Source organism: Lentzea kristufekii, from assembly GCF_033949925.1.
GTDB lineage: Bacteria > Actinomycetota > Actinomycetes > Mycobacteriales > Pseudonocardiaceae > Lentzea > Lentzea kristufekii.
Genome location: NZ_JAXAVV010000012.1, coordinates 105,547 through 132,445, shown reverse-complemented (window position 1 = coordinate 132,445; position 26,899 = coordinate 105,547). Strand labels below are relative to the sequence as shown.

General features: G+C 68.7%; 29 protein-coding genes. 17 read left to right on the top strand and 12 right to left on the bottom strand.

Features of this window, described 5'->3' with window-relative positions; genetic code table 11:
- Positions 1–191: 191 nt before the first annotated feature.
- Positions 192–1,313 (top strand): hypothetical protein, encoded by a 1,122-nt coding sequence (locus SK571_RS24615; RefSeq protein ID WP_319986448.1) that lies wholly within the window; start codon positions 192–194, stop codon positions 1,311–1,313.
- 1 nt (position 1,314) lies between these two features.
- Here the strand turns inward: SK571_RS24615 and SK571_RS24610 are convergent, their stop codons facing one another.
- The gene (locus tag SK571_RS24610; protein WP_319986447.1) at positions 1,315–2,448 is read right to left on the bottom strand and encodes a hypothetical protein; all 1,134 of its coding nucleotides are present in this window, start codon (positions 2,446–2,448) and stop codon (positions 1,315–1,317) included.
- 91 nt (positions 2,449–2,539) lie between these two features.
- A complete protein-coding gene (locus SK571_RS24605) occupies positions 2,540–3,337 on the bottom strand; it encodes a FadR/GntR family transcriptional regulator (protein WP_319986446.1) in 798 nt (265 codons plus the stop codon).
- Between the two features lie 156 nt (positions 3,338–3,493).
- Between SK571_RS24605 and SK571_RS24600 the strand changes: the two genes are divergently transcribed.
- The 6 genes from SK571_RS24600 to SK571_RS24575 all read left to right on the top strand — a co-directional run bounded on the left by SK571_RS24600 (position 3,494) and on the right by SK571_RS24575 (position 7,750).
- A complete protein-coding gene (locus SK571_RS24600) occupies positions 3,494–3,646 on the top strand; it encodes a hypothetical protein (RefSeq protein WP_169746011.1) in 153 nt (50 codons plus the stop codon).
- Between the two features lie 123 nt (positions 3,647–3,769).
- Positions 3,770–5,050 (top strand): aKG-HExxH-type peptide beta-hydroxylase, encoded by a 1,281-nt coding sequence (locus SK571_RS24595; protein ID WP_319986445.1) that lies wholly within the window; start codon positions 3,770–3,772, stop codon positions 5,048–5,050.
- A 23-nt stretch (positions 5,051–5,073) separates the two neighbouring features.
- Positions 5,074–5,244, top strand: coding sequence for a hypothetical protein (locus SK571_RS24590; RefSeq protein ID WP_319986444.1), 171 nt, complete (start codon positions 5,074–5,076; stop codon positions 5,242–5,244).
- A 474-nt stretch (positions 5,245–5,718) separates the two neighbouring features.
- Positions 5,719–5,907, top strand: a complete 189-nt coding sequence (locus tag SK571_RS24585) for a hypothetical protein (protein ID WP_319986443.1) — start codon at positions 5,719–5,721, stop codon at positions 5,905–5,907.
- Positions 5,908–6,105: 198 nt separating this feature from the next.
- Complete coding sequence (locus SK571_RS24580) at positions 6,106–6,822, top strand: LPXTG cell wall anchor domain-containing protein (protein ID WP_319986442.1); 717 nt, start codon at positions 6,106–6,108, stop codon at positions 6,820–6,822.
- A 193-nt stretch (positions 6,823–7,015) separates the two neighbouring features.
- Positions 7,016–7,750, top strand: coding sequence for an LPXTG cell wall anchor domain-containing protein (locus SK571_RS24575; protein ID WP_319986441.1), 735 nt, complete (start codon positions 7,016–7,018; stop codon positions 7,748–7,750).
- Here the strand turns inward: SK571_RS24575 and SK571_RS24570 are convergent.
- Both SK571_RS24570 and SK571_RS24565 read right to left on the bottom strand, forming a co-directional pair.
- On the bottom strand, positions 7,747–8,526 hold the full coding sequence (locus SK571_RS24570) for a phosphotransferase (protein ID WP_319986440.1): 780 nt from the start codon (positions 8,524–8,526) through the stop codon (positions 7,747–7,749). The two genes, SK571_RS24575 and SK571_RS24570, sit on opposite strands and share 4 nt — an antisense overlap.
- Positions 8,527–8,542: 16 nt before the next feature.
- The gene (locus SK571_RS24565; RefSeq protein ID WP_319986439.1) at positions 8,543–9,058 is read right to left on the bottom strand and encodes a DUF305 domain-containing protein; all 516 of its coding nucleotides are present in this window, start codon (positions 9,056–9,058) and stop codon (positions 8,543–8,545) included.
- A 133-nt stretch (positions 9,059–9,191) separates the two neighbouring features.
- Between SK571_RS24565 and ctaD the strand changes: the two genes are divergently transcribed.
- The 6 genes from ctaD (at position 9,192) to SK571_RS24535 (ending at position 15,645) form a co-directional block, all read left to right on the top strand.
- A complete protein-coding gene (gene ctaD, locus SK571_RS24560; protein ID WP_319986438.1) occupies positions 9,192–10,979 on the top strand; it encodes an aa3-type cytochrome oxidase subunit I in 1,788 nt (595 codons plus the stop codon).
- An 81-nt stretch (positions 10,980–11,060) separates the two neighbouring features.
- Positions 11,061–12,275, top strand: a complete 1,215-nt coding sequence (serB, locus tag SK571_RS24555; protein ID WP_319986437.1) for a phosphoserine phosphatase SerB — start codon at positions 11,061–11,063, stop codon at positions 12,273–12,275.
- Positions 12,275–12,967, top strand: a complete 693-nt coding sequence (locus SK571_RS24550) for a peptidyl-tRNA hydrolase (RefSeq protein ID WP_319986436.1) — start codon at positions 12,275–12,277, stop codon at positions 12,965–12,967. Before serB ends, SK571_RS24550 begins: the two co-directional genes overlap by 1 nt.
- Positions 12,968–13,075: 108 nt before the next feature.
- Complete coding sequence (locus SK571_RS24545; protein ID WP_319986435.1) at positions 13,076–14,386, top strand: phospholipase D-like domain-containing protein; 1,311 nt, start codon at positions 13,076–13,078, stop codon at positions 14,384–14,386.
- Positions 14,387–14,408: 22 nt separating this feature from the next.
- Positions 14,409–14,981, top strand: a complete 573-nt coding sequence (locus tag SK571_RS24540; RefSeq protein WP_319986434.1) for a VOC family protein — start codon at positions 14,409–14,411, stop codon at positions 14,979–14,981.
- A gap of 67 nt (positions 14,982–15,048) precedes the next feature.
- Positions 15,049–15,645, top strand: a complete 597-nt coding sequence (locus tag SK571_RS24535) for a VOC family protein (RefSeq protein WP_319986433.1) — start codon at positions 15,049–15,051, stop codon at positions 15,643–15,645.
- Here the strand turns inward: SK571_RS24535 and SK571_RS24530 are convergent.
- From SK571_RS24530 to xrtP, 6 genes are all read right to left on the bottom strand, one after another.
- Positions 15,614–17,617, bottom strand: a complete 2,004-nt coding sequence (locus SK571_RS24530; RefSeq protein ID WP_319986432.1) for an ATP-dependent DNA helicase — start codon at positions 17,615–17,617, stop codon at positions 15,614–15,616. The genes SK571_RS24535 and SK571_RS24530 overlap by 32 nt on opposite strands.
- Before the next feature lie 45 nt (positions 17,618–17,662).
- Positions 17,663–18,451, bottom strand: coding sequence for a TIGR04222 domain-containing membrane protein (locus tag SK571_RS24525; protein ID WP_319986431.1), 789 nt, complete (start codon positions 18,449–18,451; stop codon positions 17,663–17,665).
- A 22-nt stretch (positions 18,452–18,473) separates the two neighbouring features.
- Complete coding sequence (locus tag SK571_RS24520; RefSeq protein WP_319986430.1) at positions 18,474–19,052, bottom strand: hypothetical protein; 579 nt, start codon at positions 19,050–19,052, stop codon at positions 18,474–18,476.
- A 94-nt stretch (positions 19,053–19,146) separates the two neighbouring features.
- Positions 19,147–19,719 carry a biotin transporter BioY gene (locus tag SK571_RS24515; protein WP_319986429.1) on the bottom strand — a complete coding sequence of 191 codons (573 nt, stop codon included), beginning with the start codon at positions 19,717–19,719 and terminating at the stop codon, positions 19,147–19,149.
- Positions 19,720–19,818: 99 nt separating this feature from the next.
- Positions 19,819–21,141 (bottom strand): glycosyltransferase, encoded by a 1,323-nt coding sequence (locus SK571_RS24510; RefSeq protein WP_319986614.1) that lies wholly within the window; start codon positions 21,139–21,141, stop codon positions 19,819–19,821.
- 44 nt (positions 21,142–21,185) lie between these two features.
- Positions 21,186–21,704, bottom strand: coding sequence for an exosortase P (gene xrtP, locus SK571_RS24505; protein ID WP_319986428.1), 519 nt, complete (start codon positions 21,702–21,704; stop codon positions 21,186–21,188).
- Between the two features lie 295 nt (positions 21,705–21,999).
- Here xrtP and SK571_RS24500 point away from each other — a divergent pair, with 295 nt between their 5' ends.
- The 4 genes from SK571_RS24500 to SK571_RS24485 all read left to right on the top strand — a co-directional run bounded on the left by SK571_RS24500 (position 22,000) and on the right by SK571_RS24485 (position 25,006).
- A complete protein-coding gene (locus SK571_RS24500) occupies positions 22,000–22,764 on the top strand; it encodes a choice-of-anchor P family protein (protein WP_319986427.1) in 765 nt (254 codons plus the stop codon).
- 14 nt (positions 22,765–22,778) lie between these two features.
- Positions 22,779–22,970, top strand: coding sequence for an LPXTG cell wall anchor domain-containing protein (locus tag SK571_RS24495; RefSeq protein ID WP_319986426.1), 192 nt, complete (start codon positions 22,779–22,781; stop codon positions 22,968–22,970).
- Positions 22,971–23,039: 69 nt separating this feature from the next.
- Positions 23,040–24,212: a non-hydrolyzing UDP-N-acetylglucosamine 2-epimerase gene (wecB, locus tag SK571_RS24490; RefSeq protein ID WP_319986425.1), complete on the top strand. Its 1,173-nt coding sequence runs from the start codon at positions 23,040–23,042 to the stop codon at positions 24,210–24,212.
- A gap of 125 nt (positions 24,213–24,337) precedes the next feature.
- A complete protein-coding gene (locus tag SK571_RS24485; RefSeq protein WP_319986424.1) occupies positions 24,338–25,006 on the top strand; it encodes a hypothetical protein in 669 nt (222 codons plus the stop codon).
- Here the strand turns inward: SK571_RS24485 and SK571_RS24480 are convergent.
- Positions 25,003–25,542 (bottom strand): isochorismatase family protein, encoded by a 540-nt coding sequence (locus SK571_RS24480; RefSeq protein WP_319986423.1) that lies wholly within the window; start codon positions 25,540–25,542, stop codon positions 25,003–25,005. The genes SK571_RS24485 and SK571_RS24480 overlap by 4 nt on opposite strands.
- Position 25,543: 1 nt before the next feature.
- Positions 25,544–26,827, bottom strand: a complete 1,284-nt coding sequence (locus SK571_RS24475) for a nicotinate phosphoribosyltransferase (protein ID WP_319986613.1) — start codon at positions 26,825–26,827, stop codon at positions 25,544–25,546.
- Between the last annotated feature and the right edge of the window lie 72 nt (positions 26,828–26,899).

Here is a 26,899-nt window from a genome sequence, read left to right as displayed (position 1 = left end):
GTACGCAATTTCTTGCGCTCGCTTGCAGCGCCACGCCACCCGCCTGGTCGTCGCCCGGATGGCGGCTCCTTGGATAGGGTCGAACGACCGGCAAGGGAGGAGAACACCATGAGCTCCCACCCTGAACAGCCCGTGCCTGAGTCACCGCCACCTGTGCCCCCTGCTCCCGGTCAGCTGGTGACCCGGGTCGATTGGTTCCGGCGTATGCCGAACGGCGGCGCGACCGTATACACGCGGCCGGCGGACTGAGGACGGCGATGCGGTCGCGTTTGCTGATCTACCTCGGCAGCGTGCTCGCCGCGATCGCACTGATCAACACGTCGGCGCCGAAGATCATCGTGTCCGCGGTGCTGAACCCGGAGGCGGGTGAGGTGGTCGCTCGAAGCCTCAGCCCCGTCACAAGGGACCTCGTTCTGGTGCTGCTGGTATCGATCTACTTCGAGTGGGCGCGGAACAAGAGCCAGGGCGAGTTGCTGCACAGCGTCGATCTGAAGATCGACGAGATGCGTGAGGACGCCAAATCGGTGACCGCGCCATCCACGAGGAAGCTCGTTCTCGACAGCACGACGCCCGAAGAGCTCGTGGCACAGGCACTGGACCGACATGCGCCGCGCACCGCCGACAAGACGTCGTTCGTCGCGATGGTCCTGTCGCAGAGGCCGGTTTACGACAACGTTTCGGTCGCACTGCGGGTCGACCGCGTGGACGGGGAGACAGTGCACGTCAGCAACCGCTTCGAAGTGACGATGCGACGCGGCCCGATCCTGATCGCAGCCACGACGTCTCCGCCGCAATCGGCTGCGCTGTCGGCTGCTTGTCCTGAGCTGTTCGAGGTCACCGCCCTGCCCAGGTCGACGCCGTTCATCGAGGCCGTCAAAGCGTTCGGCAAGCAGCTTGAGTGCTACGTGACGCCACCGAACGGCGGAGCCAGAAGAGTCGACTTCCGCAAGGTGCCGACGAACGAGTTGCACCGGTACCTCTCGCCGCCGGTCGGAATAGCCGCGTCCGACATCGCGCTCTTCGCCGCCGATCTGAGCCAGGAGAAGACAGATCTCATCCGCGTGCGACACCACTTCCGCTGGACGCAGAAGCTCGACGAGCACTTCATCTACTGGTACGCCGACAGGCCGATGTTCATCAGCGGCCTCACCGTGGACGTGCGGGAAACGATGCGGGAGCGGTACAGGGAGGTGTGGGTGCAGGCCCATCTCGGTGGTGTCGAGTCGTTGATGTTGGACGCTGCCGAGGGCTACCTCTCGCTCAGGCTCAACCGGTGGGTCGTTCAAGGACACGGCGTCACCGCGATCTGGTGACTCAGCCTGTTGCCTCTCGCCACAACAGAGCCACCCCGTGCCCCGGCAGAAGCCACGACCGGACGTCCAGGTCCTCGAGCTCACCGGCCTCCAGCCAGCGCGCGGCCGCCGTCGCCGATCGGAAGGTGAAGGGCATGACCCGGAACTCGTGCTTGGGAGACTGTTCGACGGCCAGCCCGGTCGCGTCGAAGCTGATCGTGTCCACAAAGGACGGATAGGGCGACTGCCAGTAGCAGAAGCCGTCGTTGGTGCGCTGCAACGTCCGCGACCACACGGTGAGCTCGCGGATCGCGCGCACCACGTGGTCGTCCGCGATGCGGCTGAGGTCGCACTCGAGGATCCGCAGATCACTCATGTGGTCGACCGGGCTGAGCTTGCCCAGCGGACCTGTGGACTCGCGGAAGAACGTCAGGTAGTTGGCCCACTGGTCGAACCGCACCTCGACCGGCGGGATCTGGCTGGGTTCCGCCGAGCGGCGCTGTCCTTCGTGGTCGAGGTAGTCGATGGCGATCTGGGTGGAGTGGCGCAGGTCGTCGACTGAGTCGAGGAACAGCGACGGGTCCGGGATGAAGTACAGCTCGAACAACGGGTGGCGGCAGGCGGCGCTGATGCTGTCCCGCAGCGTCGCGTTCGAGGTGGCGAAGATGACGAAGCGTTCGGTGGGGACGTGGTTGCGGAACTGGTACCGCTGCGTCGTCATCAGGTGGTACGTCTTGGTGTCGATGCCCTGCAGTTCCAGCTTCACAGTGGTGCTGGTGCTGATCGTCAGGTCGTCGCCGCGCGGGCGCATGCCGTCACCGCCGAGCACACCCGCCACCACGTCGTCGTTCGCGTCGTTCGGGCCGTACACGGACGAGAGGAACGTGCGCAGCACCTCGGAAGGAAGCAGGTGTTCGACGATGCCGGGTCCGGAGATCCGGCCGAACTCCGCGACGAGGCGCTTGTGCAGGAACAGCTCGTAGGAGCCGAGCAGGAATCCAGCGAGCGCCGGCAACGGCCAGAACACGACCAACGCGTCGTGTAGCACGCTTCGCGAAGTGGGCTGCCACAGCAGTATCGCCGCCAGATCCGCGGCCGCGACGGCGATCAACAGGATCGCGACGGCCAGCGCTTGTTTGTGCTTGCGCGCCGCCACCACCTGGTCGCCGCCCCCTCACTCCACCGGCCGTCCGTACATGGTGGGAGTGGGGAGAGGTCAGCGCCAGCCCCTTTCGGTCACTGCCGTATCAGCGCGACTTGCCCCAGATCGGGTTGTCCGACACCCCGACGTACGTGCTGAGGGTCGCTTTGGGCTGCGTGTCGTCCGTGGCCACGTCGTTGTACAGCCCGAGCAGGTGGGTGGTCATCGCGCTCTTCGCGCCCACCTCGTCGTGGCGGCGGAGGAACCAGATCACCTGCTCGTGCTCGTTCGCGGAACGGTTGTGCACCTCCCGCGACGGGTGCGCGTGGCGCTTGCAGTCCTGCAGGCCCGGCACGAGCACCTGGTACATCTGCTCCAGCAGTTCGTTGTGCGACGCGCGGATCAGTGCCGAGTGGAACTCCTCGTCCGACTCGATCACCTCCTGCGCGTCCTCGACCTGTGCTCGCTGGTAGCGGTGGTTCAGCTTGGCCAACTCGTCCAGTTCGCCGTCGCCCGCGCGCACCGCGGCCAGCGACGCGGCGGTGGTCTCCAGCGCGATCCGGACTTCCAGCAGGTCGGTCTGGGAGAACTGCTTCGCGGCGAGTCTTCCCTCGATGTGCTCCTCGACGGCGGCGAGGTCCGTGCGGCGGACGTACCAGCCCAGCCCGCGGCGGACCTCGACGATGCCCTGGAGTTGCAGCCGTTGCAGTGCGGTGCGCAGCGACGACCTCGCGACATCCAGTTTGCGGGCGAGTTCCGGCTCCGTGGGGAGGCGGTCGCCGGCTTTGAGGGTGCCGCCGATGATCTGCTCGCGGAGCTTTTGCTCGATGAGCTCCGGGAGGGGCCGTCGCGAATCAGGCGAGAGCGACCAGCTCTCGCCGAGATGAACGTCGTCGGCGGGCATTGGTCCAGCTTAGGCGTGTTGCCTCCGGGTTGCAACTTGTCTGGCAACCCGGCGACCGTTGACAGACAACCTACAACGCGAGACCCTTTTGTCAGGCGAGGCGCCTAGGACCGCCCACACCTGGGAGCACGTGCTCGCCTAGTCGGGAGGAACGAGATGTCCGCAGGGAGTGCACTCGGAATCGCCGCCGCCGTCGCAGTCGCCGTCACCGCGATCGGCTGGCGCACCGTGATCACGATGATCGCCGTCTCGGTCATCGCACTGGCCGTCGTCGGCTTCGTGAACGTCACCAGCATCATGTTCGGCTGATGAACAGAACCAACCGGTGCCCGGTCAGCGTCCCCAGGCGCAGGCCGGGCACCGGTCGTCTGGGGGATCCCGGTTTCGCGCCGGTGACGCAGGTCGCTATCTTCCCGCGACAGGGAGCTTCCGGTGGTCAAGCGCCGGCTCCGCGCCGCCGGGTACGTGAACACGGGGTCTTCGATGTTGGGTTCTCCATCAGCACCTGCACTGCACGCGCGGCTCGCGCCCGCGGACGTGCTGGTCGACGAGCGACGTGCGCTCTACCGCCTCGCCGTCGAACTGTTCGCGCCCGGCACGGAGATATCAGACAACCTCCTCGACCATCCCATCGTGCGCTACGAGCTCGGTCGTGCCCTGGCGGGGCACGGCGGTGTGGACCCGGACGCGCTGCGCGAGGTCGCCGCGATGGGCGTGCGGGACGCCGGCATCGCGGTGGCGTCCGATCCGGCGGCAGCCGAGCAGCTCGAAGCGCCGTTGCGCATCATCGCCCCACCCGGTCAGGCGCCGCGGCCGCTCACCGAGGCGGACGGGGAGAGGTTCGAGACGGCGATGAAGATCGTCGCTGAAGGGGTCGACCTGTTCCGGCGACTCGCACCCGCGATGGCCGATGACCTGCTGGCCCACGTGCCGATGCTCGCGGTGCTCAAGACGGAGACGTCCGGGGGAGTGGTCTCCGCGTCGTCGCGATACGTGCCTGGAATCGTGCTGATCGACGAGCCGGTGGGCCCGATGGAGGTGGCTGAGGCGCTCGTGCACGAGGGTGCGCATGAGAAGTTCTTCGACTTCGCCATCACGCGGGAGTTCCTCGACGCGCACGCCGAAGACGCGGAGTACTTCGAGAACTCCTGGTCCAAGGCCCGATGGCCCCTGGAGCAGACCTTCGCGGCTTGGCACGCCTACACCTGCCTGAGCCAGTTCTTCCTGTTGTCCGAGTCGGAACAACTCGGCCCGCACTCCTTGCTGCCCAAGGCGCGGGAGCGGGCCGGGGAGATCGGCGACTGGTTGCTGGCGCACGAGCACGACCTGCTGCCGGACGCGCGATGGTTGCTGCACGCCCTCGCGGGCCGAGTGGCCGGTGCGGCCGAAGGGGTGTCCACTGCTGATGTGTCCCTGCTCGCCACCGGCATCCGCGAGGACGGGAACTTCCGAGTGCTGCCGGACGTGGCCTACCGGCGCGCGAAGAGCGGTCGCGCCGTGGTGGGTCGCCTGGGGGAACGGCCGGAGATCTTCTGGCTCGACCCCGACGCCGGCTGGGTGCTGAACGAGTGCTGCCGGGCGCCGGCACCGTTCGGGACGTTGCTCGGGAACGCCGCCGAGCACTGGCGGACCGGCGTGCCCGAGGCGCGGCGGCGCCTGACAGCCGCTCTGGGGTCGTTGCACGTGTTCTCGATCATCGAAGCGAGTGACTGACTCAAATCTTCCGAGAAGGAACCATGACCACCGCGAACCGGGTTGTCCGTCAGCAGTTCCCTCCGGCTGTGGGAGTGCGGCTGCCACGGCTGCCTCTCGGCGCGGGCGTGCCGGAGAGGCGGTCCGTGGTGCCGATCGAGTGGTTCCGGCGCATGCCGAACGGCGGCACGGTCTACCTCCGCCCGCCCCGATGATCTTGTTGGTGGCGTCGGCAACGGCCGCAGGTATTTCCGCGTCGAATGAGAAATGTGTTCATTTCTTCTATTTCTGGCCGAGCGGGTCACGTCTAGGATGGCCGCCGGGAGCAGTTGTTCCGCCGCACGGCCCATCGTGGTCCTGCCCGTTGTCCTGCGCGTACGGGCTGAACGGCAGGCCCTCACACTTTCGTGTCCTAAGCGGCGAAGATGCAGGTGAGGCTCCTTGCGGGGCGTTGTAGACTTCCGCATCCGGTTCACCCGGTGTGCCACAAACCCCTACGCGTTCGACGCCGTCACCAGTCGTTTTCCGGCGTGCGTCGTCACGATAGGCGATGAATATCGTGCGAGGTCACACTCAGGCGAACCGGGTATCACAAGCTCGACATCGTGTTGTAACGAGTCGTGGTTGAGGGCATCCCGGTTATCCGGAGTTGTCGCGCAGGCCCCGACCCCATCCGTCGAGAAGGAACCATGACCACCCCGAACCAGCCTCTCGGTCGGCCCCAGATCCCCCTTGGTGCCGGCGTTCCCGTTCCCCACCTCCCCACTGGTGCGGGTCCGGTGCTCGGCCAGCCCGTCACTCCCGTTGACTGGTTCCGGCGAATGCCGAACGGTGGCACGGTGTTCCTCAAGCCCGCCGAGGTGGCGCAGAACGACTGAGAGTCGTTCCGCGCCTGTGTGCTTTCAAAGGGGGTCTGCCGTCGGGCAGGCCCCTTTGGCATTTGGTCGTTTGGGGATGCGACCTCACAGACGTGTAACAACTCGGCCACAAGGCCGCAGTTGATCGTCATCTAGACCGTTCGGGGGACGTCGATCGTCTTAGATCGCCGAATCCGACAACCCTCACGGAGTAACCCGATGCGCCTGACGCCTCTGAGAAGATCCGGCCTGCTCGGTGCCACCGCCGTGGCTGCCGTGGCCACGCTCGCCCTGGTGACCACCGCGTTCGCGCAGCCCGACAAGCCGGCTCCGGTGTCTGGTGACGACCGTGCGGTCGCGTACGCGGGCAACGTCGACATCGAACACAAGGACGCCTGCACCGTCGGCGGGCTGACCGGCACCCCGATCGCGCCCGGCGAGTTCACCTTCACCGGCGGTGTCGACAAGCAGGACCTGGACATCACCGCCGGCCCCACGGGCGTGACGGTCACCGGCATCGTGGTGAAGGGCGGGGACGCCTACAACGTCTACCTCGCCCCCAAGCTCGGTGCGTTGCCGTGGAACGACCTGCGGTCGCCCGACAAGAACGACAACGTCCCGGCCATCAGCCACTGGTACGGCTGCGGCATCAAGGACACGACCACGACGACGATCTCGACCACGGCCACGACGACTTCCACGTCGACGGTCACGCAGTCGTCGTCCCCGAGCTCGACCACGAGCACCACGACGACGACCACCACCTCCGGTGAGGTCGCGCCGACCACGACCACGACGGTCGCGCCTGTGCCGGTCGCCAACGAGGACGACCTGGCCTCGACCGGATTCGGGTCCGCCTGGCTGCTCGGCCTCGGTGCCGCGCTCGTCGCCGGTGGCGCCGCTGTGCTGCTCGTGATGCGCAGGCGTCGCGCCTAAGACCACGCTTTGAAGGAGCCGCCCCGCCGCCGTAGATCACTACGGCGCGTGGGCGGCTTTTTCGTTTGGGGTTGCACCTCACGGAGCAATAACAACTCGGCCACAGGGTGCACTGTTGATCGTCACCTAACCCGTTCGGGGGACGTCGATCGTCTTAGATCGCGGCATCCGCCGACCCCCACGGAGTGACCCGATGCGTTTGACGCCCCTGAGACGTTCCGGCCTGCTCGCTTCGGCCGCCCTGGCCGCTGTGGCCTCGCTCGTGCTGGCGACCAGTGCGTTCGCCGACGAGGTGACCACGGACGACCCGCGCGCGCAGCCGTTCTCCCAGTTCATCGACGTCAACCACCCTGAGGCCTGCACCGTGGGCGGGCTCAGCGGGAACGTGGTCCTGCCCGGGAAGTTCGTCTACACCGGCGGCGACAACCAGCAGCACCTGAACATCACCGGGTTGCCCGAGGACGTGGAGGTCACGGGCATGCTCGTGAAGGCCGGGGACGTGTTCAACGTCTACCTGGCCGACAAGCTCGGCGAAGCGCCGTGGAACGAACTGCGCGCTCCGGTCGTCGACGGCGGAAACCTTCCGGAGATCGGTCAGTGGTTCGGCTGCGGTGTCGCTGTCGAGCAGCCGCCCACCAGCACCACGACGACCACGACCACGACGACCACGACGACCACCACCACGTCCGAGTCGACCGTGACCCACTCGTCGACGCCGACGTCCACTTCTAGCTCCGAGCCGACCACGTCGTCTTCTTCCGCTGAGGTCGCGCCCACGACGACGACCACCGTCGCGCCTGTACCCGTCGCCGAGGTGGACGACCTCGCTGCCACCGGGTTCGGGTCCGCGTGGATGCTCGGCCTTGGTGCCGCGCTCGTGGCCGCTGGTGCCGCGATGGTGCTCGTGATGCGCAGGCGTCGCGTCTAAGACCACTGCATGAGCACGCCCCAGAGCGTGCCGAACATGCGTCGTGTCTCCGCGTGGAACTCCACGTCTGAAGGAGCCGCCCCGCCGCCGTAGATCTCCACGGTGCGTTGGGCGGCTTCTTCTTTGTCCGCGGAACACGCCAGGTCCCAGGCGAGCGGGCCGTGCCAGGTGTCCTCGAAGTCGTTCCAGACCGGGCCTGACGGAGTCATCAGCAGGTTGCCGGGGTGTGAGTCGCCGTGCAGCGGCTGGACGCCGTTGTGGTGCGCGGGCCAGGCGGCGAGCAGGTCGTCGCGCCACTTCCGGAACCTGGCCAGGTCAGGTACGCCCAGGACGTCCAGGTAGGCCAGGACGTTGTCCACGTCGTCCAGCGGGCCGCGCGTGGGCAGCCGGCCCTCGTAGAGCCTCAGTTCGGCGTGCAGGTCGGGCAGGAGCTTCAGGACGTCCTGCCTGGGCAGTCGCGCCGTGGGGTCGTGCGGGACGTACGTGCTGAACGAGAGCACGAAGCCATCGGACACGTGAGGCCCGGCGGGGAGCTCCGCCGAGGGCGTCACGACGGGCACGCCGCGTCCTGCCAGGAACGACGACACCGACAGGTCGCGGGCGAAGTGATCCGCGACTGAAGGCCTCACCAGGGCCGTGCGCGCGGCGACCCGGGCCACGACCGGGGCCGGGCGCAGGTGCACGAGGAGGTTGCTGCCCTGTTTGAGCACGACGGGGTCGGAACAGACCACGCCGTGCGAGGCCGCGAGAGACACGGCGGCTGCTAGAGCGCTCACGGCCAGAAGGCTGGCATCAGCCCTGAGGGAGGAGCGACTCCATTTCCGCGATCTCCTTCTCCTGGTGGCTCACGACCTCCTGAGCGAGCTTGCGCGTCTCCGGGTCGGTGCCGGCCCCCAGGTGCTTCTGCGCCATCTCCACGGCGCCCCTGTGGTGCTGGATCATCAGCGACAGCCACTGGCGGTCGAACTCGGTGCCGTCCAGGTCGGCGAGGTTGCCCAGTTCGACCATGCCGTGGTTCTCCGCGTGGCCGTGCGAGGTGTGCGACGACGCCTGCACGGGCGCGTTCCACGCGCGAAGCCAGCCGTTCATGCGGTCGATCTCGGGCTTCTGGGCGTCCGCGATGCGCTTCGCCAGATCGATCACCCTGGGGTTCTCCGTCCGGGACGCGACGAGCCCGGACATCTCCAGCGCCTGCTCGTGGTGCGGCACCATTCCCCGGGCGAACGAGACGTCCGCGGAGTTGTGCGTGGCCGGAGAGCCACAGGCGGCCAGCAACAGGACAGAAGCGACAGCGAGCAATCGGAGCACGGCGGCAGGATACGTGTGACGTGCGCTACGCCGCTGGCCACCGGCCATGGCCCACCCGAATGGAGCTGATCGGCTCCGTCTAATATCCGGGGAGTTTCCCGAACTACTGGTCCCACCAAGGCCTGGAGGTACCGTGACGGCCGTAGCCCCGCAGCCGATCGCAACGCGTCCTTACCCGACGCGCACTGCGGTCAAGGGGTCCTTCCTGCTGCGGATGTTCCGCACCACGGACCACAAGCAAATCGGCATCATGTACCTGGTCACCTCGTTCGCCTTCTTCATGGTCGGCGGCGCGATGGCCATGCTGATGCGGACCGAGCTGGCCCGTCCCGGCATGCAGTTCCTGAGCCAGGAGCAGTTCAACCAGCTCTTCACGATGCACGGCACCGTGATGCTGCTGCTCTACGCGACGCCGATCGTCTTCGGCTTCGCGAACTTCGTGCTCCCGCTGCAGATCGGCTCGCCCGACGTGGCGTTCCCGCGGCTCAACGCCTTCTCGTACTGGCTCTACCTCTTCGGTGGCCTGATCGTGATGGCGGGCTTCGTCACCCCCGGTGGCGCGGCTGACTTCGGCTGGTTCGCGTACACGCCGCTGTCGAGCGCCATCCACTCGCCCGGCGCGGGTGCCGACCTGTGGATCTCCGGCCTGGTGGTCGGTGGTCTCGGCACCATCCTCGGCGCGGTGAACATGATCACCACCGTGGTCTGCCTGCGCGCGCCCGGCATGACGATGTTCCGGATGCCGATCTTCACCTGGAACATCCTGGTGACGTCGGTGCTGGTGCTGCTCGCGTTCCCGATCCTCACCGCCGCGCTGCTCGGCCTGCTGGCCGACCGCCATCTCGGTGCCCACGTGTTCGACCCCGCCAACGGCGGCGTGATCCTGTGGCAGCACCTCTTCTGGTTCTTCGGGCACCCGGAGGTCTACATCGTCGCCTTGCCGTTCTTCGGCATCGTGTCGGAGATCTTCCCGGTGTTCAGCCGCAAGCCGATCTTCGGTTACAACGGCCTGGTCTACGCGACGCTCGGCATCGCGGCCCTGTCCGTCGCCGTGTGGGCGCACCACATGTACGCGACCGGCGCCGTGCTGCTGCCGTTCTTCGCCTTCATGACGTTCCTCATCGCGGTCCCGACCGGTGTGAAGTTCTTCAACTGGATCGGCACGATGTGGAAGGGGCAGCTGACGTTCGAGACGCCCATGCTGTTCAGCATCGGCTTCATCGTGACGTTCCTCTTCGGTGGTCTGTCCGGTATCCTGCTGGCGGCGCCCGCGATCGACTTCCACGTGTCCGACACGTACTTCGTCGTCGCGCACTTCCACTACGTGCTCTACGGCACGATCGTGTTCGCGACCTTCGCGGGTATCTACTTCTGGTTCCCGAAGATCACCGGCCGCTTCATGGACGAGCCGCTCGGCAAGCTGCACTTCTGGACGACGTTCCTCGGCTTCCACGCGACGTTCCTCGTCCAGCACTGGCTGGGCAACGAGGGCATGCCGCGCCGGTACGCCGACTACCTCGCGTCCGACGGCTTCACGACGCTGAACATGATCTCGACGATCGGTGCCTACATCCTGGGCGCGTCGACGCTGCCGTTCATCTGGAACGTCTTCCGCAGCTACCGCTTCGGTGAGGTCGTCACGGCGGACGACCCGTGGGGCTACGGCAACTCGCTCGAGTGGGCCACCTCGTCCCCGCCGCCGCGGCACAACTTCACCGAGCTGCCCCGGATCCGTTCGGAGCGCCCGGCGTTCGAGCTGCACTACCCGCACATGATCGAGCGGATCCGGAACGAGGGCCACGTGACCTTCACCGGCAAGACGATCCAGCACAAGGACGCCAAGCCGGCGCTGTCGGAGATGGCCGCGTCCGCGATCAAGTCGGGTACGGCCTCCGAGAAGGATGACGACGACCACAAGTAACCTGCGAGTAACAGGTTCAACGACGAGCCCCGGCTGCTTCCACGCGGTCGGGGCTCTTCGCGTCTACGAGGAGACGACGACGTGAAAACGCCCGTGCTCATCACCGTGACCGGCCCCGACAAGCCCGGCGTCTCCTCGGTGCTGTTCGCCGTGCTGACCCGGCACGGCGTCGAGGTGCTCGACGTGGAACAGGTCGTGATCAGGGGCAGGCTGGTGCTCGGCGCGCTGGTCACGACCGAACACGACCCCGAGGGCCTGCAGGAGTCGGTCGAGCAGGCCATGGCCACCGTCTCCATGCACGTGGAGATCGAGATCGGCGCGGACTCGAAGCGCACCGCCCGCCTGGAGTCCTCGCACGTGCTGATCGTGCTGGGCCGCCCGGTCACCGCGAAGGCGTTCACCGAGGTCGCGCGCCGGCTGGCGTCGCTCGGCGTGAACATCGACGCGATCCGCGGTGTCGCCGACTACCCCGTCACGGGCCTTGAGCTGCGCGTTTCGGTCGCGGACGACACGATGGAGAACGACGCGGCGCTGCGGTCGGCGCTCGCCGACGTGTCGGTCAGGGTGGGCCTCGACATCGCGGTCGAACGCGCCGGGCTGACCCGCAGGGCCAAGCGCCTGGTGGTGTTCGACGTCGACTCCACGCTGATCCAGGGCGAGGTGATCGAGATGCTGGCCGCGCACGTCGGGTGCGAGGAGCAGGTGCGCGAGATCACCGAGGCCGCGATGCGCGGCGAGCTCGACTTCGCGGAGTCGCTGCGGCGCCGGGTGGCGTTGCTGGAAGGCCTCGACGAGAAGGTGCTGGAGGAGGTCGGGTCCTCGCTTGAGCTCACGGCCGGCGCGCGCACGACGATCCGGACGCTGAAGCGCCTCGGCTTCTACTGCGGCGTGGTGTCCGGCGGGTTCACGTCGGTGATCACGGGTCTCGCGGACGAGCTGCAGCTGGACTTCTGCGCGGCGAACACGCTGGAGGTCGTGGACGGCAAGCTGACCGGGCAGGTCGTCGGGGAGATCGTCGACCGGCCGGGCAAGGCCGTGGCGCTGCGGCGGTTCGCCGAGGAGGTCGGTGTGTCGCTGGCGCAGTGCGTGGCGGTCGGTGACGGCGCGAACGACATCGACATGCTGAACGCGGCGGGCCTCGGCATCGCGTTCAACGCCAAGCCCGCGCTGCGCGAGGTGGCCGACACGGCGCTGTCGCACCCGTTCCTGGACGCGGTGCTGTTCATCCTCGGTGTGACGCGGGCCGAGGTGGAGGCCGCGGACGCCGCGGACGGCCTGGAGCTGACCCGGCTGTGATGATCCTCGACCTGATCGCCTCGCCGAACTACGCAGCCGCATTTGATCTGGGAGAGTCCGAAGTCCGCGCGATGCCGATGGTGTTGCGCATCGAACGCGTCGACCCGCCGTCCAGGACGGCGCTGCTGGAGGCCGCGGCCGCTTCGGCGGTCGCGGTGTGCCTCGACCCGCGTGCCGATGTCGACGGCGAGTGGCACGAGGCCGTGCGGGCGTGGGTGGCCGGGCGCATTCGCAAGGTGTCGCGGCGGGCCCGCGGCGTGCAGTGGGACGCCGTGCAGGAGCTACCGGGGGTGACCGTGACGGTCGACGGCGCGTCGGTCCGTTCGCTGCTGCCCGTGCTGGTGTCCGAGACGCCGCGGGAGGTCGCCAAACTGCAGATCTCCGGCTCCGACCTGCCTGTCGACGAGCCCGGACCCGTGCCTGAGGGCGCGCGGCTGCTCTACGTGAACCCGCGCGTCGAGATGTCCGCCGGCAAGCTCGCAGCCCAGGTCGGCCACGCGTCGATGCTGCTGGCGCCGCACCTCTCCGCGGTCGAGCTCAAGGCGTGGGCGGACCTGGACTACCGGTGTGCCGTGCGGACGCCGTCCGTGGCGGAGTGGGACTCGCTGATCCACCGCGGCGACGTCGTGGCGGTGCGGGACGCGGGTTTCACGGAGGTCGAGCCGGGCACGACGACGGTGCTCGCCGTTTAGAAGCGCTTGAAACGGGTAAATCCGCCTTTCGTGGGCTTACTCGACGTTCTTGACGCCCGGCTCGGAGACGGGCTGGAGAACTTGCTGTGCTCCCATCACACGCGAAGATTGCGGAACCTGGGATGGGGCGACGTGCTCGAAGGCGACGGCGCGGGATGGTTCACCCCGCGCCGGCCTGTGCAGCACGGCAACAACATCGAGGTCCTGGTCGACGGGGCCAACGCGTTCCCCGCCATCGCGAAGGCGATCGAGGGTGCGCAGAAGTACATCCACATCGCGAACTGGCACGCGTCACCCGATTTCCAGCTGACCCGGGAACCCGGTGCGCCGCAGTTGCGCGAACTGCTGTCGGCGGCAGCGGAACGGGTGCCGGTGCGCGTCCTGTTGTGGGCGGGCCCGCCCGTGCCGTTCTTCGAACCGACGCGGAAGCGGGCCGCCGCGGCGCAGAAGGCCTTCCTGGAGTGCGGAGCGATCCGCTGCGAGCTCGACGCGCGCGAACGCACCCTGCACTGCCACCACGAGAAGATCGTGATCGTCGACGACGTGGCGTTCGTCGGCGGCCTCGACATGACGGCGGTGGAGGGAGACCGCCACGACTCGCCGGACCACCCGCCGCGCGACCTCGGCTGGCACGACCACATCGCGAAGCTGGAGGGCCCGGTCGTCGCGGAGGTGGCCTCGCACTTCGCCGCGCGCTGGCTGGAGATCGCGGGGGAGACGCTGCCCTCGCCCGAGGTGCCGCCAGAGGCCGGGTCGTCGTCGGTGCAGCTCGTCCGCACGATTCCGGAGAAGACCTACGACTTCTCGCCGCACGGCGACTTCAGCCTGCTCGACTCGTACCTGCGGGCGCTGCGGGCGGCGGAGTCGTTCGTGTACGTGGAGAACCAGTTCCTGTGGTCGCCGGAGATCACCGAGGTGCTGCTGGAGAAGCTGAAGAACCCGCCGTCACCGGACTTCCGGCTGGTGCTGGTGTTGCCGCAGAAGCCGAGCAACGGCGCCGACACCACCCGCGGACAGCTCGGCCGGATGCTCGACGCCGATCCCGGCAAGCGGGTTCTCGCCGCAACCCTTGTCTCGCACGGGGATGCGCCGGTCTACGTGCACGCCAAACTGTGCATTGTGGACGACAAGTGGATGTCCGTCGGCTCGGCGAACCTGAACGAGCACTCGTTGTTCAACGACACCGAGGTCAACGTGGTGACCGACGACGCCGCGGTCGTGCGGGCGACTCGGCTGAAGCTGTGGGCGGAGCACCTGGACGGGCTGGAGGGGGACGTGTCCGGTCCTGTGCACGAGGTGGTGGACACGATGTGGCGCCCGGCCCTGGAACGTCCGGCGCGGGTGACGTCGCTGCCCGGTGTGTCCCGCCGTGCCGGAAGATTGCAAGGACCGTTACGCGGATTGCTGGTCGACGGCTGATCTCCGGGTCTAGTTTGGCGACGTGGCCAACGAGGTGACGATCCCGCTGCTGCCGTGCGCCTCCATCGACGAGGTGGCCGAGTTCTACGTGATGCTCGGCTTCACGGTCACGTACCGGCAGCACCGGCCGAACGCGTACCTGTCGGTGCGGCGGGAGGAGATCAACCTCCACTTCTTCGGCATCCCCGGCTACCAGGCCGAGCAGTCGTACAGCTCGTGCCTGATCCAGGTCGAGGACCCGCGTGAGCTGCACGACGCGTTCGCGGCGGGGATGCGCGGCGTGTACGGGCAGGTGCTGATCACGGGCATTCCGCGGATGACTCGGCCCCGGCGGGACGGGTTCCTGTTCGTCGACCCCGGCGGCAACTGGATCCGGGTCGTGCCCGCGGTGCGGGAACGGGAGAACGGGCGCAACGGGCTGTCGCGGGCGTTGAACAGCGCGGTGACGCTGGCCGGGTCGCACGCGGCCGAGCGGCGGGCGTTGAAGATCATCGAAGAGGCGCTGGCGCGGGAGGTGCACGCTTCGGAGGAGGAGCGGGCCTCGGCGCTGGAGTTCCGCGAAGAGCTGCTTGAACGGCTTGATCTACGCAGGTAGTTGATTGTCGTTCGCTTGAGCAAATAGCTCCGTGTCGTTTCGGCAGGGCCGGGCTTAGCTTCGGGCGGTGGCGAACGAACTGACAATCCCGCTCCTGCCCTGCGTCGACATCGACGAGATGTCGGCTTTCTACGAGATGCTCGGCTTCTCCATCACCTACCAGCAGACGCGCCCGAACCCGTACGTCTGCTTGCGGCTTGAAGACATCAACCTGCACTTCTACGGGTTGGACGGGCACGTTCCGGAGCAGTCGCACAGCACGTGCGCGGTCATCGTCGAGGACACCGGTCCGTTGTACGAGGCGTTCGCGGCGGGAATGCGCGCCGTGCACGGGAAGGTGCTCATCTCCGGCATTCCGCGGATGACCCGGCCGCGGCTGCGCAACGACCGCTACACCGGGTTCGCCGTCGTCGATCCGGGTGGCAACTGGATCCGGATCAGCAAGGCCGTGCAGGAACCCGAAGCGCGCACCAAACTCGCGAAGGCCATGGAGAACGCGGCACGACAGGCGGACGCGAAGGGGGACGAGCGGCAGGGGTTGAAGATCCTCGAAGGCGCGCTCGCCCGGGCCGACGGCTCCGAACCGGAACTGGCGGAGGCCCAGGCCTACCGCGACGAGCTCGTCGAGCGGATCAAGGGGTCTGAGCCTCGTCCAGGCGCTTGAGAGCGCCGCGCACCACTTCCGGGTCGTAGGTCGTCCAGAACGGGGGGAGTGAGGCCCTGATGAAGCCGCCGTAGCGAGCGGTCGCGATGCGCGGATCGAGGACGGCCACCACGCCCTTGTCCGACATCGAGCGCAGCAACCTGCCGGCGCCCTGAGCCATCAGCAGCGCGGCGTGCGTGGCGGCGACGGTCAGGAAGCCGTTGCCGCCGCGTGAGCTCACCGCCTTCTGGCGGGCGGAGGCCAGCGGGTCGTCCGGGCGCGGGAACGGGATGCGGTCCATGATCACGAGCTGGAGGCTGGGCCCCGGCACGTCGACGCCCTGCCACAGCGACAGCGTGCCGAACAGGCACGAGCGCTCGTCCTCGGAGAACTTCTTGACCAGCAGGCCCGTCGCGTCGTCGCCCTGGCACAGGATCGGGTACTCGAGCTTGTCCCGCAGCGCCTCGGTGGCGGCCTTGGCCGCCCGCATCGAGGAGAACAGGCCGAGCGCGCGGCCACCCGCCGCGTTCACCAGGCCCTCGATCTCGTCGAGGTACTCCGGCGGCAGGCCGTCACGGCCCGGCGCCGGCAGATGCCTTGCCACGTAGAGGATTCCGCTGGTGCCGTGCTGGAACGGCGAGCCCACGTCGAGACCGCTCCACTTGGGACCGTCGATGTCCTTCTCGGTCGCCGCGCCCTCGATCTTGCGGACCTTCTCCGACGGCGGCAGGCCCCACTGGCGCGCCATCGTGTCGAAGGCGCCGCCCAGGGTCAGCGTCGCGGACGTCAGAACGGTGGTGCGCTTGGCGAACAGCCGCTCCCGCAGCAACCCGCCGACACCGAGCGGAGCCACCCGCAGAGAGGGCGCTTTCTGGTTGAAGTCGCCCGAGACCCACACGACGTCGCGTTCCTCGTCGAACGCCTCCAGCACCCGCACCGCGCAGTCGTGGACCTCTTCCAGCAACGCCAGCGCGAGCTTGCGCGCCGTCGCCCCGTCCGGGTCCTCCTTGCGCTCCGACCCCATGGCCGACATGCAGTTGTGCGCCGCGTCGCGCGTCGCCGCCAGCGCACCCGCGAGAGCCCTGGGCAGCGCGTCCAGCCGGCCGGACGGCATGTCCTCCAGGATCATCGCGAGCCCGTCGCTCGCCTCGGCCAGCCGGTCCGCGATGTCCTGGTCGATGAGCCGCCCGCACCGTCGCGCGGCCATGCCCACGGACGCCCCGCTCAGCTCCTCCGTGGCCACCGAGGTGATGCGGTCGACCAGGTCGTGCGCCTCGTCGATCACCACCACGTCGTGGTCGGGCAGGACCTGGTAGCCCTCCAGCGCGTCGATGGCGAGCATCGCGTGGTTCGTGACCACCACGTCCGCCTTGCCCGCCTCGGCCCGCGCCCGTTCCGCGAAGCAGTCGGACCCGATCGGGCACTTCGACACGCCGAGGCACTCCCGAGCCGTGACGCTGACCTGCCGCCACGCCTGCTCGCTGACACCGGGCACGAGCTCGTCGCGATCCCCGGTCTCGGTGTCCGACGACCACTCGTGCAGCCGCTTCACCTCGCGCCCGAGCTTCGACACCGCGAACGGGTCGAACAGCGCGTCCTCCTCCGGCTCGTCCGGCGCGCCGTTGTGCACGCGGTGCATGCACAGGTAGTTCCTGCGGCCCTTGAGGATCGCGAACGTGGGCTCACGCCCCAGGTCCTTCTTGAGCGCCTTGGAGAGCCGAGGCAGATCCCGGTCCACCAGCTGCCGCTGCAACGCGATGGTGGCCGTCGAGACCACCACCGTCTCGTCCTCGGCCACCGCGTGCCGGATCGACGGCACCAGGTACGCCAGCGACTTGCCGGTACCCGTGCCCGCCTGCACCGCGAGGTGCTCGCCCGTGCGGATCGAGTGGTCGACGGCCTCGGCCATCTCCACCTGACCAGGACGCTCCGCGCCACCGACGGCGTGGACGGCGGTTTCGAGCAGGCTCAGGGTGGGGGGAACTTCAGGCACGGGACAGACCGTACCCGGAGGGTCCGACAGTCCCGTCAGACCCGCTCAGTCGCCGCCACCGCCGCCGCACCCACCGCCGCAGCTGCTTCCGCCGTCACCCCCGCCGTCACTGCCGCACGAACTCGACGAACAGCCACCGCCGCAGCTGCTGCTGCCCGTCGTGTCACGTCCGGGCAGCGTCCCGACCACGACCGCGCTGAGCCCGAACATCCCGGCGATCGCAAGCCCGCCGATCCGCCCGCGCAGCCCGTGCACGGCGACCGCGCGGACCGGGTCGTGCGGGCTCACCCGGCGCTGCGCCCGTTTCATCAGGACGTAGCCGGCCCTGGTGCGCAGCCGGCCCGGGTCCCGCACGGCCAGCACCGAGCCGAGGACGAACGCGAGCCCTCCGGCCACGAAGAAGTACCAGAACGGGAACTCGCCCAGCTGCGGCAGGAGTTCCTGCGGGAGATCCGGCCACACCAGATTGACGAACCCCGCCACGACGAGCAGGGGCGCCAGCATGAACAGCCACGGGTACAGGCGGGGTCGCAGGGAGCGGCGGCGCCGTAGCAACTTGCGATTGATCAGGTGGGCGCGCAGGCCTGCCGCCTCGGCCGAGCTGAACGCACCGTGGATGACGTCGTTCAGGTGGCGGCCGTGGCGCAGGCCGCTCAGGATCTGCGCCTCCAGCGGGGTCGCCGGGCGTGCGCCGGGCACGTGGACGGCGCTCAGCACGCCCTCGCGCGAGACCCTGACCAGGCCGGCCTGGATCAGGCGGGCCAGGGCCACCTCGGCCGCGCGGGCCGGGCCGCCGGCCAGGCAGCCCAGCTCTTCGGGGGTATGCGTGGTCACGCGGATTTCTCGGCCGCGGACCTCACGTCGTTACGTCGGCCATGATCCGGTCGAACAGTTCGAGCGAGGCCGCGGCGTGCGCGACCGTCAGCGGCACGTCCGCGCCCTGCCGGGACGCCACGAGGTCCAGGATCGGCAGGTCCGGCCAGCGGGCGGCGGCCAGTTCGCCGGCGCGCGACTTGCTGACGATCTCACCGGTCCGGATCGTGTGCCACAGCCGGGCCGGGCCGAGGCCGACCCACAGCAGCGAGTCGCGCGGAATCGCCGCTCCGAGGTCGAGGGACGGCAGCACCTCGCGGAGGCGGTCGAAGTCCAGCTTCCAGTAGCTGACGAGGTTGTCGCGGCAGTAGGCCTCGACGTCAGCGGCAGTGCCCGGACAGGTGGGTCGTGTGCCGCGCACGGTCTGACCGACGGTCCGCAGTTGTTGCCACAGCACGGGAGTGATCTCGCCGGCCAGCGGCGTCACGTCGAACACCGGCTTCTCCAGCGAACCGGCCGGCACGACCGCGACGTCGGCTCCCTCGAAGGCGGGCACGTCGGCGGGCGCCGAAAGCTCGATCACGATGTCCAGGTCGGAGTCGTGCACGACGTCGTCGAGCACTCGCGACCCATGAACATGCGCGCCTGCCACGAGACCGGGCAGGCGCGCATCCAAGAACGAGAGGTATTCCCCAGGTGTCACCACCCGGTCCAAGCTACCGGCGGCGGACGAGTGCCCAGGCTCCCGGCAGCACGCCGGCGGCGAGCGCGATCTTCAGCGCGTCACCGATCAGGAACGGCAGCACGCCCACGGCCAGGGCCTTGCCGAGCGACATCCCGGTCATCGCCATCAGCCACGGCACGCCGACCGAGTAGATCGCGAGGTTGCCCAGCGCCATCGTGCCCAGGGTCCGCAACGGCGTGCGGTCGCCACCTCGGCCGGCCAGGTAGCCCACGAGAGCACCGGCGAACACGAAGCCGACGACGTAGCCGAGCGAGACCGGCACACCGGACGAGCCGCCCTGGAACCACGGCACGCCCGCGACTCCGGCGATCAGGTACAGCAGCATCGAGGTCGCTCCGCGCTGCCAGCCGAGCGAGGCGCCGACGAGCAGGGCGGCGAACGTCTGGCCCGTCAGCGGAACCGGGCTGCCGGGAATCGGCAGCGCCACCTGAGCGGCGAGACCGGTGAAGGCGGCACCGGCGACGACGAGCGCGAGGTCACGGGCCACGGCGCCCGGCACGAAGTCGGCGAGCACGGTGCGACGAGGCGCGAGTGCGAGAGTCACGGTTCCCTCCCAGACGGAATCGAGTGAACCGAGGTTAACCACGCGGGCTCGAGAACGTCTTTGTTCGATCTCCACAAAGTGACCGGTCACACATGCGGATCAGACGTCGAGGGCGACCTTGCCCGCCACCCGCTCCTCGTTGCGACGCGTTTTGGTCCAACCGTTGTTGCCGCGCACCAAACGGATCAACGCCCGCCACGACGTGATGTAGAAGGTGTAGATGTACAGCGCGTAGCCGAACCCGTACGCAACGGACTTCCAGAAGCCGACGGGTTCACAGCGTGCGCGGTACACCGGTCCCCACAGGACGAACGGCAGCAACCCGAACGCGCCGTACACGGTGAACAAGATCCAGGCGCCGTCGAAGAACCACGTCACGACGTCAGAGGGCGACACCGCGAACCGGTACGCCATCATCGCCATCGGAATCGGGTAGATCAGCGTGCCCAGCAACTGCATCCACGGTTGCGCGAGGTAGTACATCATCTCGGCCGCGCCCAGCGTGGTCAGGTGGTCGGAGTCCCAGATGCGCCGCAGATAGCGCATGCACTGCATGGTGCCCTGGCCCCACCGCGTGCGTTGCGCCAGGAACCGCCGCAACGAGTAGAGCGCCTCCTGGTTCACGTGAGTGTCCAACGAGAAGCCTGTGTGCCAGCCCGCCGTCAGCAGGTGCACGCCGAGCTCGAAGTCCTCCAGCAACGACCCGCGCCACGGGCTTCCGGTCGGCCCGGCGATGGAGTCCAAAGCGGACAGACGGGTGAACTGCCCGTTGCCGCCCATGGAGATCGTGCCGGTGGCGCCGCGGGACATCTGGATCGCCGCGATGGCCGTGCGGAACTCCAGGTCCTGCATCCGCACGAGCCCGGCGCCGAACGCCCGGCGCCACCGCGACACCCCCGGCTGCCGCTGGCCCGCGTTGATCATCCGCACGTCCACCTGCACGGCGCCGATCCGCGGGTTGCCGAAGAGGTGTTGCGCCGCACAGACTTCGAGGCAGTTCGGCGCCGGCCGCCCGTCCGCGTCGACCACCACGACGATCGCGCGATCGGCGTCCGCGCGGCGGCCCATCCACATCTTCAACGTGCGGTAGGCGTCGTTCAGCGCGTTGCCCTTGCCGGTGCGGGCGTACGGGCGCTGGCGCTGCACGAGGTGGATCTGCGGGTCCCGCACACCGCCGTTGCGCTTCAACATCCGGACGACTCCGGCGGTGCGGTCGTCCGAGTCGTCGTCGATGACCCACACGTGCGCGATGGGGAAAGTCCCGCGCAGGTACCGGATCGTGTCGCCGATGACGGCCTCCTCGTCGCGGCACGGCACGAAGAAGTGCCACTCCAACGAGCCCGGCTCGCCGACGGGCGCGGGTTTGCGCCGCAGGTACGGGACCACGATCACGAACACGTACGTCACGAAGGCGACGCTCATCGTCAGGGCGAGCGCCTGCGTGAACCCGAGAACGAGGTCGAGGCTCACTTCCGCGTGGCCAGCCAGACGAACGCGACCAACGCCGCCGCGCCACCGAACACGCTCACCATCGACCCGAGCAGGGTGTGACCCCAGTAGTACCCGGTGTCGACGCCCAGCCAGTCCACGAGGCCCACCAGCGTCAGCACGCGGAACTGGTTCACGACGACGACCGCGAGCGCGGCGACGCCCAGCGCGAACAGCACGCGGCTCTGGATGCGCGGGCGCAACGCGATCATCACGGCGCCGACGACGATCAGCGGCAGCACCAGGAACGCGGACGTGCACTCCGGCGTCATCCGCAGGCCCAGCGGGGTGTCCGAGCCCAGTCCGAAGTAGACGGTCTGGCGCTCCGGGACCACGTCCACGCCGTAGGAGCTGATGACGCTCAGGACCGCGCCGGACAGCGAGATCTCCGCCGTGCGGTACAGGCGATGTGCGAACACGAGTCCTGCCGCTACGGCGAGCAGGACGACCACCGTCACCCGGCTCGGGAATGCGGTGCGGCGCACGGCAAGCGTCACCCGAAGATCCTTTCAACCGATGAGGGAGCGCCCAGACGGGCTACTTGACGTTCCATCGGTAGACGCAACGTCATCCCTCACCCCCGGATCGGGTGACGCCGTAACCGGAAATTGATCAAAAAAGCCACGATGGGTGGCGCCGATTGGGCGAGTCGAGTGGTCCCGTCGCCCGATACGGGGAGTAACCCTCAGTTCCCTCGAAAGAAAGCCGATGCCGGTAATTGCCCCCGGAAAGCGTGAAACCACATCGGTATCAACGCGCCTTGGGGCCGGAGGAATCAAGGGAAGGAGATTCATGCGTGTCCGAATGACGGGACTGGCTGGAGTCATCGCGATTGCCGCACTCCTGGTCGGTGCCGCACCCGCTTCCGCCGCTCCGGGGGACGCCTCGGCCTACGGCGCGAAGCTCAACGTGACGCTGCTCGGCAACCCCGCGGTCAACGCGGAGCCGTTCGCCGCAGCCAATGCGAACGGGCCCACCCAGAACACGTTCGCAGGCGTCGACCTCACCGGGATTCTGAAGACCGGTGTCATCAACGCTTCCGCGTCGCGGGACGAGAAGTCCGGCGGCGTGTACTCGCGGGCGAGCACCGCGGACGTCCGGGTCGACCTGCTCTCCAAGGTCACCGGCAAGATCTCCGCCGAGCTGGTGGAGGCGGAGTGCACGGCGACCCAGAAGGGTCTCGCCGGCAAGGCCAAGCTCGCGGGCGTGAACCTCGGCAAGCTCGGCCAGGTCAACGCCGACCCCGCGGTCAACACCAAGCTCGACGTGCAGCTCGCGGGCATCAAGATCGCCGAAGTGATCTTCAACGAGCAGATCAGGAACAACGACGGCAGCCTCACCGTGAACGCGATCCACATCAAGCTGCTGCAGGGCGTGCTCGGCTCCATCGGCACCGGCGACGTGATCATCTCGTCCGCCACGTGCGGCCCCGCCGGCCTGCCCATCCCGATGGCGTCGGGAGCGGGGCTGTGGATCGGCCTCGGCCTGCTCGGTGTCGTCTCCGCTCCGGTCGCCTTCGTGGCGCTGCGCCGTCGCGCGTCGCTCGGCACGGCCTGATCGAGGAGCGGCAGATGTACAAGGTCCCCGGTACCGGCATAGGCGTCGGCACGGGCGTGGGTGCCCTCGCGGTCACCGGCGCGGACGTGACGTGGTGGATCGTCGCGGGAATCGTCCTCCTCGTCGCGGGTGCGTTCCTCGTGCACTCGGCGCGGAGGAGGCGTCGCGCGGTCCCCGTCCAGACCAGACCGAATCGAGCCGGCTGAAGTGGTCCGTCCGGGGTTGCCCCCGCTCCCGGACGGACCTCCCCGCCTTCCCCCGAGAAGAGGACAACGGTGAGCAAAGAGGTTCTGCTGGTGGCCGGCACGCGGCCGGAAGCCCTGAAGATCGCCCCGGTCGCCATCGCCCTGAAGGGGCACCCCGGCCTGCGCCCCACGATCGTCCACAGCGGACAGCACGCCGGCATGGTCGAGCAGGCGCTCGCGGCGTTCGACCTGGTGCCGGACCTGCGGCTGGACGTCCCCCGCGACACCGGAACGCAGGCCGAGCTGGTCTCCCGGCTGCTGCCCGAGTTCGACGCCGTGCTGGAGGAGCGCGACCCGGCGGTCACCCTCGTGCAGGGCGACACCACGACCACCCTGGCCGCGGCGCTGGCCTCGTTCTGGCGCGGCATCCCCGTGGCGCACCTCGAAGCCGGTCTGCGGACCGGTGACCTGTACGGCCCGTTCCCCGAGGAGGGGAATCGGCAGATGATCTCCCGCATCACCTCGCTGCACCTCGCGCCGACCGACGACGCCGCGAACGCGCTGAACTCCGAGTCGTTGCCGGACAGCCACATCGTCGTCACCGGCAACACCGTCGTGGACGCCGTGCAGCGCGTCGCGTCCGCGAACCTGCCCGCGTCCAGCCCGGACCTCGTCGCCCTGGAACGCACCCTGGACGCCACCGGTGGCCGGCTCATGCTCGTCACCGTGCACCGCCGCGAGTCGTGGGGCCGCCCGCTCATGCGCGTGCTCAACGCCGTGCGCTCCATCGCCGACCGGCACCCCGACCTGCACGTGCTGATCCCCGCGCACCCGAACCCCGGTGTGCGCGAACAGGTCGTGTCACTGCTGGGCGGCCACGAGCGCGTCGTCATCACCGACCCGCTGGACTACCCGGACATGGTGCGCGTGCTGAAGCGGGCGTCCCTCGTGCTGACCGACTCCGGTGGCATCCAGGAGGAGGCGCCGACGTTCGGCGTGCCCGTCCTGGTGCTGCGCGAGACCACCGAACGCATGCTCGCCGTCGACGCCGGGTGCGCCTGGCTCGTCGGCACCGACACCACCCGCATCCTCGCCGAGGCGGGCTGGGTGCTCGGCTCCCGGCTCCGGCTTCCCCTGGGGCGCAACCCGTTCGGAGACGGCCGTGCCGCCGTGCGCGTGTGTTCCGCGCTGGAAAGGCTTGCGGGCCTGCCGACCGCACTGCCGCGCCGCGAGCCGTTCGCCACGCTCGCCGGAGTTCGCTGACGAACGACGCCTGTCGCTCGACCAGGTAATTGCCTACACGAATGGGTGACATGAAGGGCTGGGCATTTATCAGCGCCACCCATCACAACCATTATCGGGCGGTGGGAACAAAGGCAATGCGAAAAATGCGCAAGAGTTCGATCGCCGGCGCTGTGGTCGCGTTGACGTTCGCGACCGCGGGCACCGCGCTCGCGGCCAACCCGCCCGGCACCGCGTCGGCGGGATCCGCGGACTTCGCGAAGGCGAGCCAGACGTTCAAGGTGGCGCCGCTCGCGGTGTGCGACGTGAACCCGGACGTGGCGGGCACCGTCACCGGCTCCAGCCCGGCGGTGAGCCGGACCGGGCTCAAGATCGGTGAGACCAGCTCCACCTGCACGACCGAGGTGGTGAACCCGGACGAGTTCCTGACCAGGACCAAGTCCGCGGCGAAGGGCGTGGCCTTCGACCTGTCCGCCCTCGCCGGGCTGTCCGGCGGGAACAAGGGACCACGGCTCAAGATCGCCGAGTGGTCGGTCAACTGCGACGCCACCGATAAGGGCACGTCGGCGGGCTGGGAGCTCAAGGGCATGTCCGGCTGGACCGGCCTGCCGCAGGAGATCCCGTCCGGCTACGTGCACGACGTCAAGGCGAGCAACGGAACCGTGCTCGCCAAGGCCAAGTTCACCGACACCGTGTTCCCGGTGCCGAACGACGGCAGCCTCAGCATGACCCTGCTGAAGATCACGTTCGAGCCGTCGTCCGGCTACACCGGCAGCATCACCGTCGGCACGGTGGCCTGTTCGCCGACCCCCTAGGAGACAGCGACACCCGCGGCGAGCAGCTCCTCAACGGCGGCGTCGCGGGTCGTCGCGGCGACCGCCGCCGTCAGGTCGACGAGCACCGTCGTGCGGAAGCCGTTGCGGTGGGCGTCGAGGGCGGTGGCGCGGACGCAGTGGTCGGTCGCGATGCCCACGACGTCCACCTCGGTCACGCCCCTGTCCGTCAGCCAGCCCGCGAGGTCGTTCTCCGCCTCGAAGCCCGAGTAGGCGGCGGCGAAGCGGCCCTTCGAGAAGACCTGCTCGATCCCCGACACGTCGAGTTCCGGGTGGAACGACGCTCCGGGCGATCCCGCCACGCAGTGCACCGGCCACGAGTCGATGAAGTCCGGCGTGAGGGAGAAGTGGGCGCCGGGGTCGACGTGGTAGTCCCGCGTCGCCACGACGTGGTCGTACGCCGAGGTCGCGATGTGCTGCGAGATGGCCGCGGCCACCGCCGCACCACCGGCGACGGCCAGCGAGCCACCCTCGCAGAAGTCGTTCTGCACGTCGACGACGATCAGTGCCTTGGTCATGTCAGTTCTCCACGTAGATCGTCGGGATCGCGGGCTCGCCGCGCGAGAGCTTGAGGCCCTCCCACGGCACGCTCACCAGAGCCGCGCGCAGGCGTTCGCGGCTCTGCTCCAGTGTGGGCACCTCGTCGGTGACCTGGCCGGCCCGCATCAGCGGGATCTGCACGAGCCGGTCGTGCGGGCCGAGCTCGGGCTCGGAGGACGCCTGGAACACGACCTCCTCCAGCGCCGTGCCCGTGTCCTTGTGCCGCCGCAACGCCTTCTTCCAGCCGCCGCGCGACGTCTTGGACGTGCTGCGCTTCTCGACGTGCCTGCCGTCGACCTCGACCAGCTTGTAGACCATGCCCGCGGTCGGCGCGCCGGACCCGACCACGACCGACGTGCCGACGCCGTACGCGTCCACGGGCTCGGCGCGCAGGGCGGCGATCGAGTACTCGTCCAGGTCACCGGACACGACGATGCGGGTGTTGCGGGCGCCCAGCGAGTCGAGCTGGTCGCGGGCCTGGCGGGCCAGCACGCCCAGGTCGCCCGAGTCGATCCGGATCGCGCCGAGATCGGGCCCGGCGACGGCGACCGCGGTCTTGATGCCCTCGGTGATGTCGTAGGTGTCGACCAGCAACGTCGTCCCGGCGCCCAGCGCCTCGACCTGGCTGCGAAACGCCTCCTCCTCGGAGTCGTGCAGCAACGTGAACGCGTGCGCGCACGTGCCGGCAGTCGGGATGCCGTGCCGGCGCCCGGCCTCCAGGTTGGACGTCGCGGTGAAGCCCGCCAGGTACGCCGCGCGGGCGCACGCCACGGCGGCCTCCTCGTGCGTGCGGCGCGAGCCCATCTCGATCATCCTGCGGCCGTTCGCGGCGGTCACCATGCGGGCGGCGGCGGACGCGATGGCGCTGTCGTGGTTGAGGATCGAGAGCGCGAGCGTCTCCAGCACGACGCCCTCGGCGAACGACGCGCGCACCGTCAGCACCGGCGAACCGGGGAAGTACAGCTCGCCCTCGGGGTAGCCGTCGATCTCGCCGGTGAACCGGTAGTTCGCGAGCCATTCCAAGGTGGAATCGTCGACCACGGCGTTGCGGCGCAGCTGCTCGATCTCCTCCTCGCCGAAGCGGAAGGCCGCGATCGCGTCGAGGAGCCTGTTCGTGCCGGCGACCACGCCGTAGCGCCGTTCGTTCGGGAGCCTCCGCGCGAACAGCTCGAACACGCACGGACGGTCACCAGTGCCGTCACGCAGCGCGGCCGCGAGCATCGTGAGCTCGTAATGGTCGGTGAGCAACGCCGTCGAGTTCATGGTCACCAACCCTAAGGTCGCATCCGGTTTACCCGCACGCGGTCTCCGTCACTGCGCCGAACATGACACCAT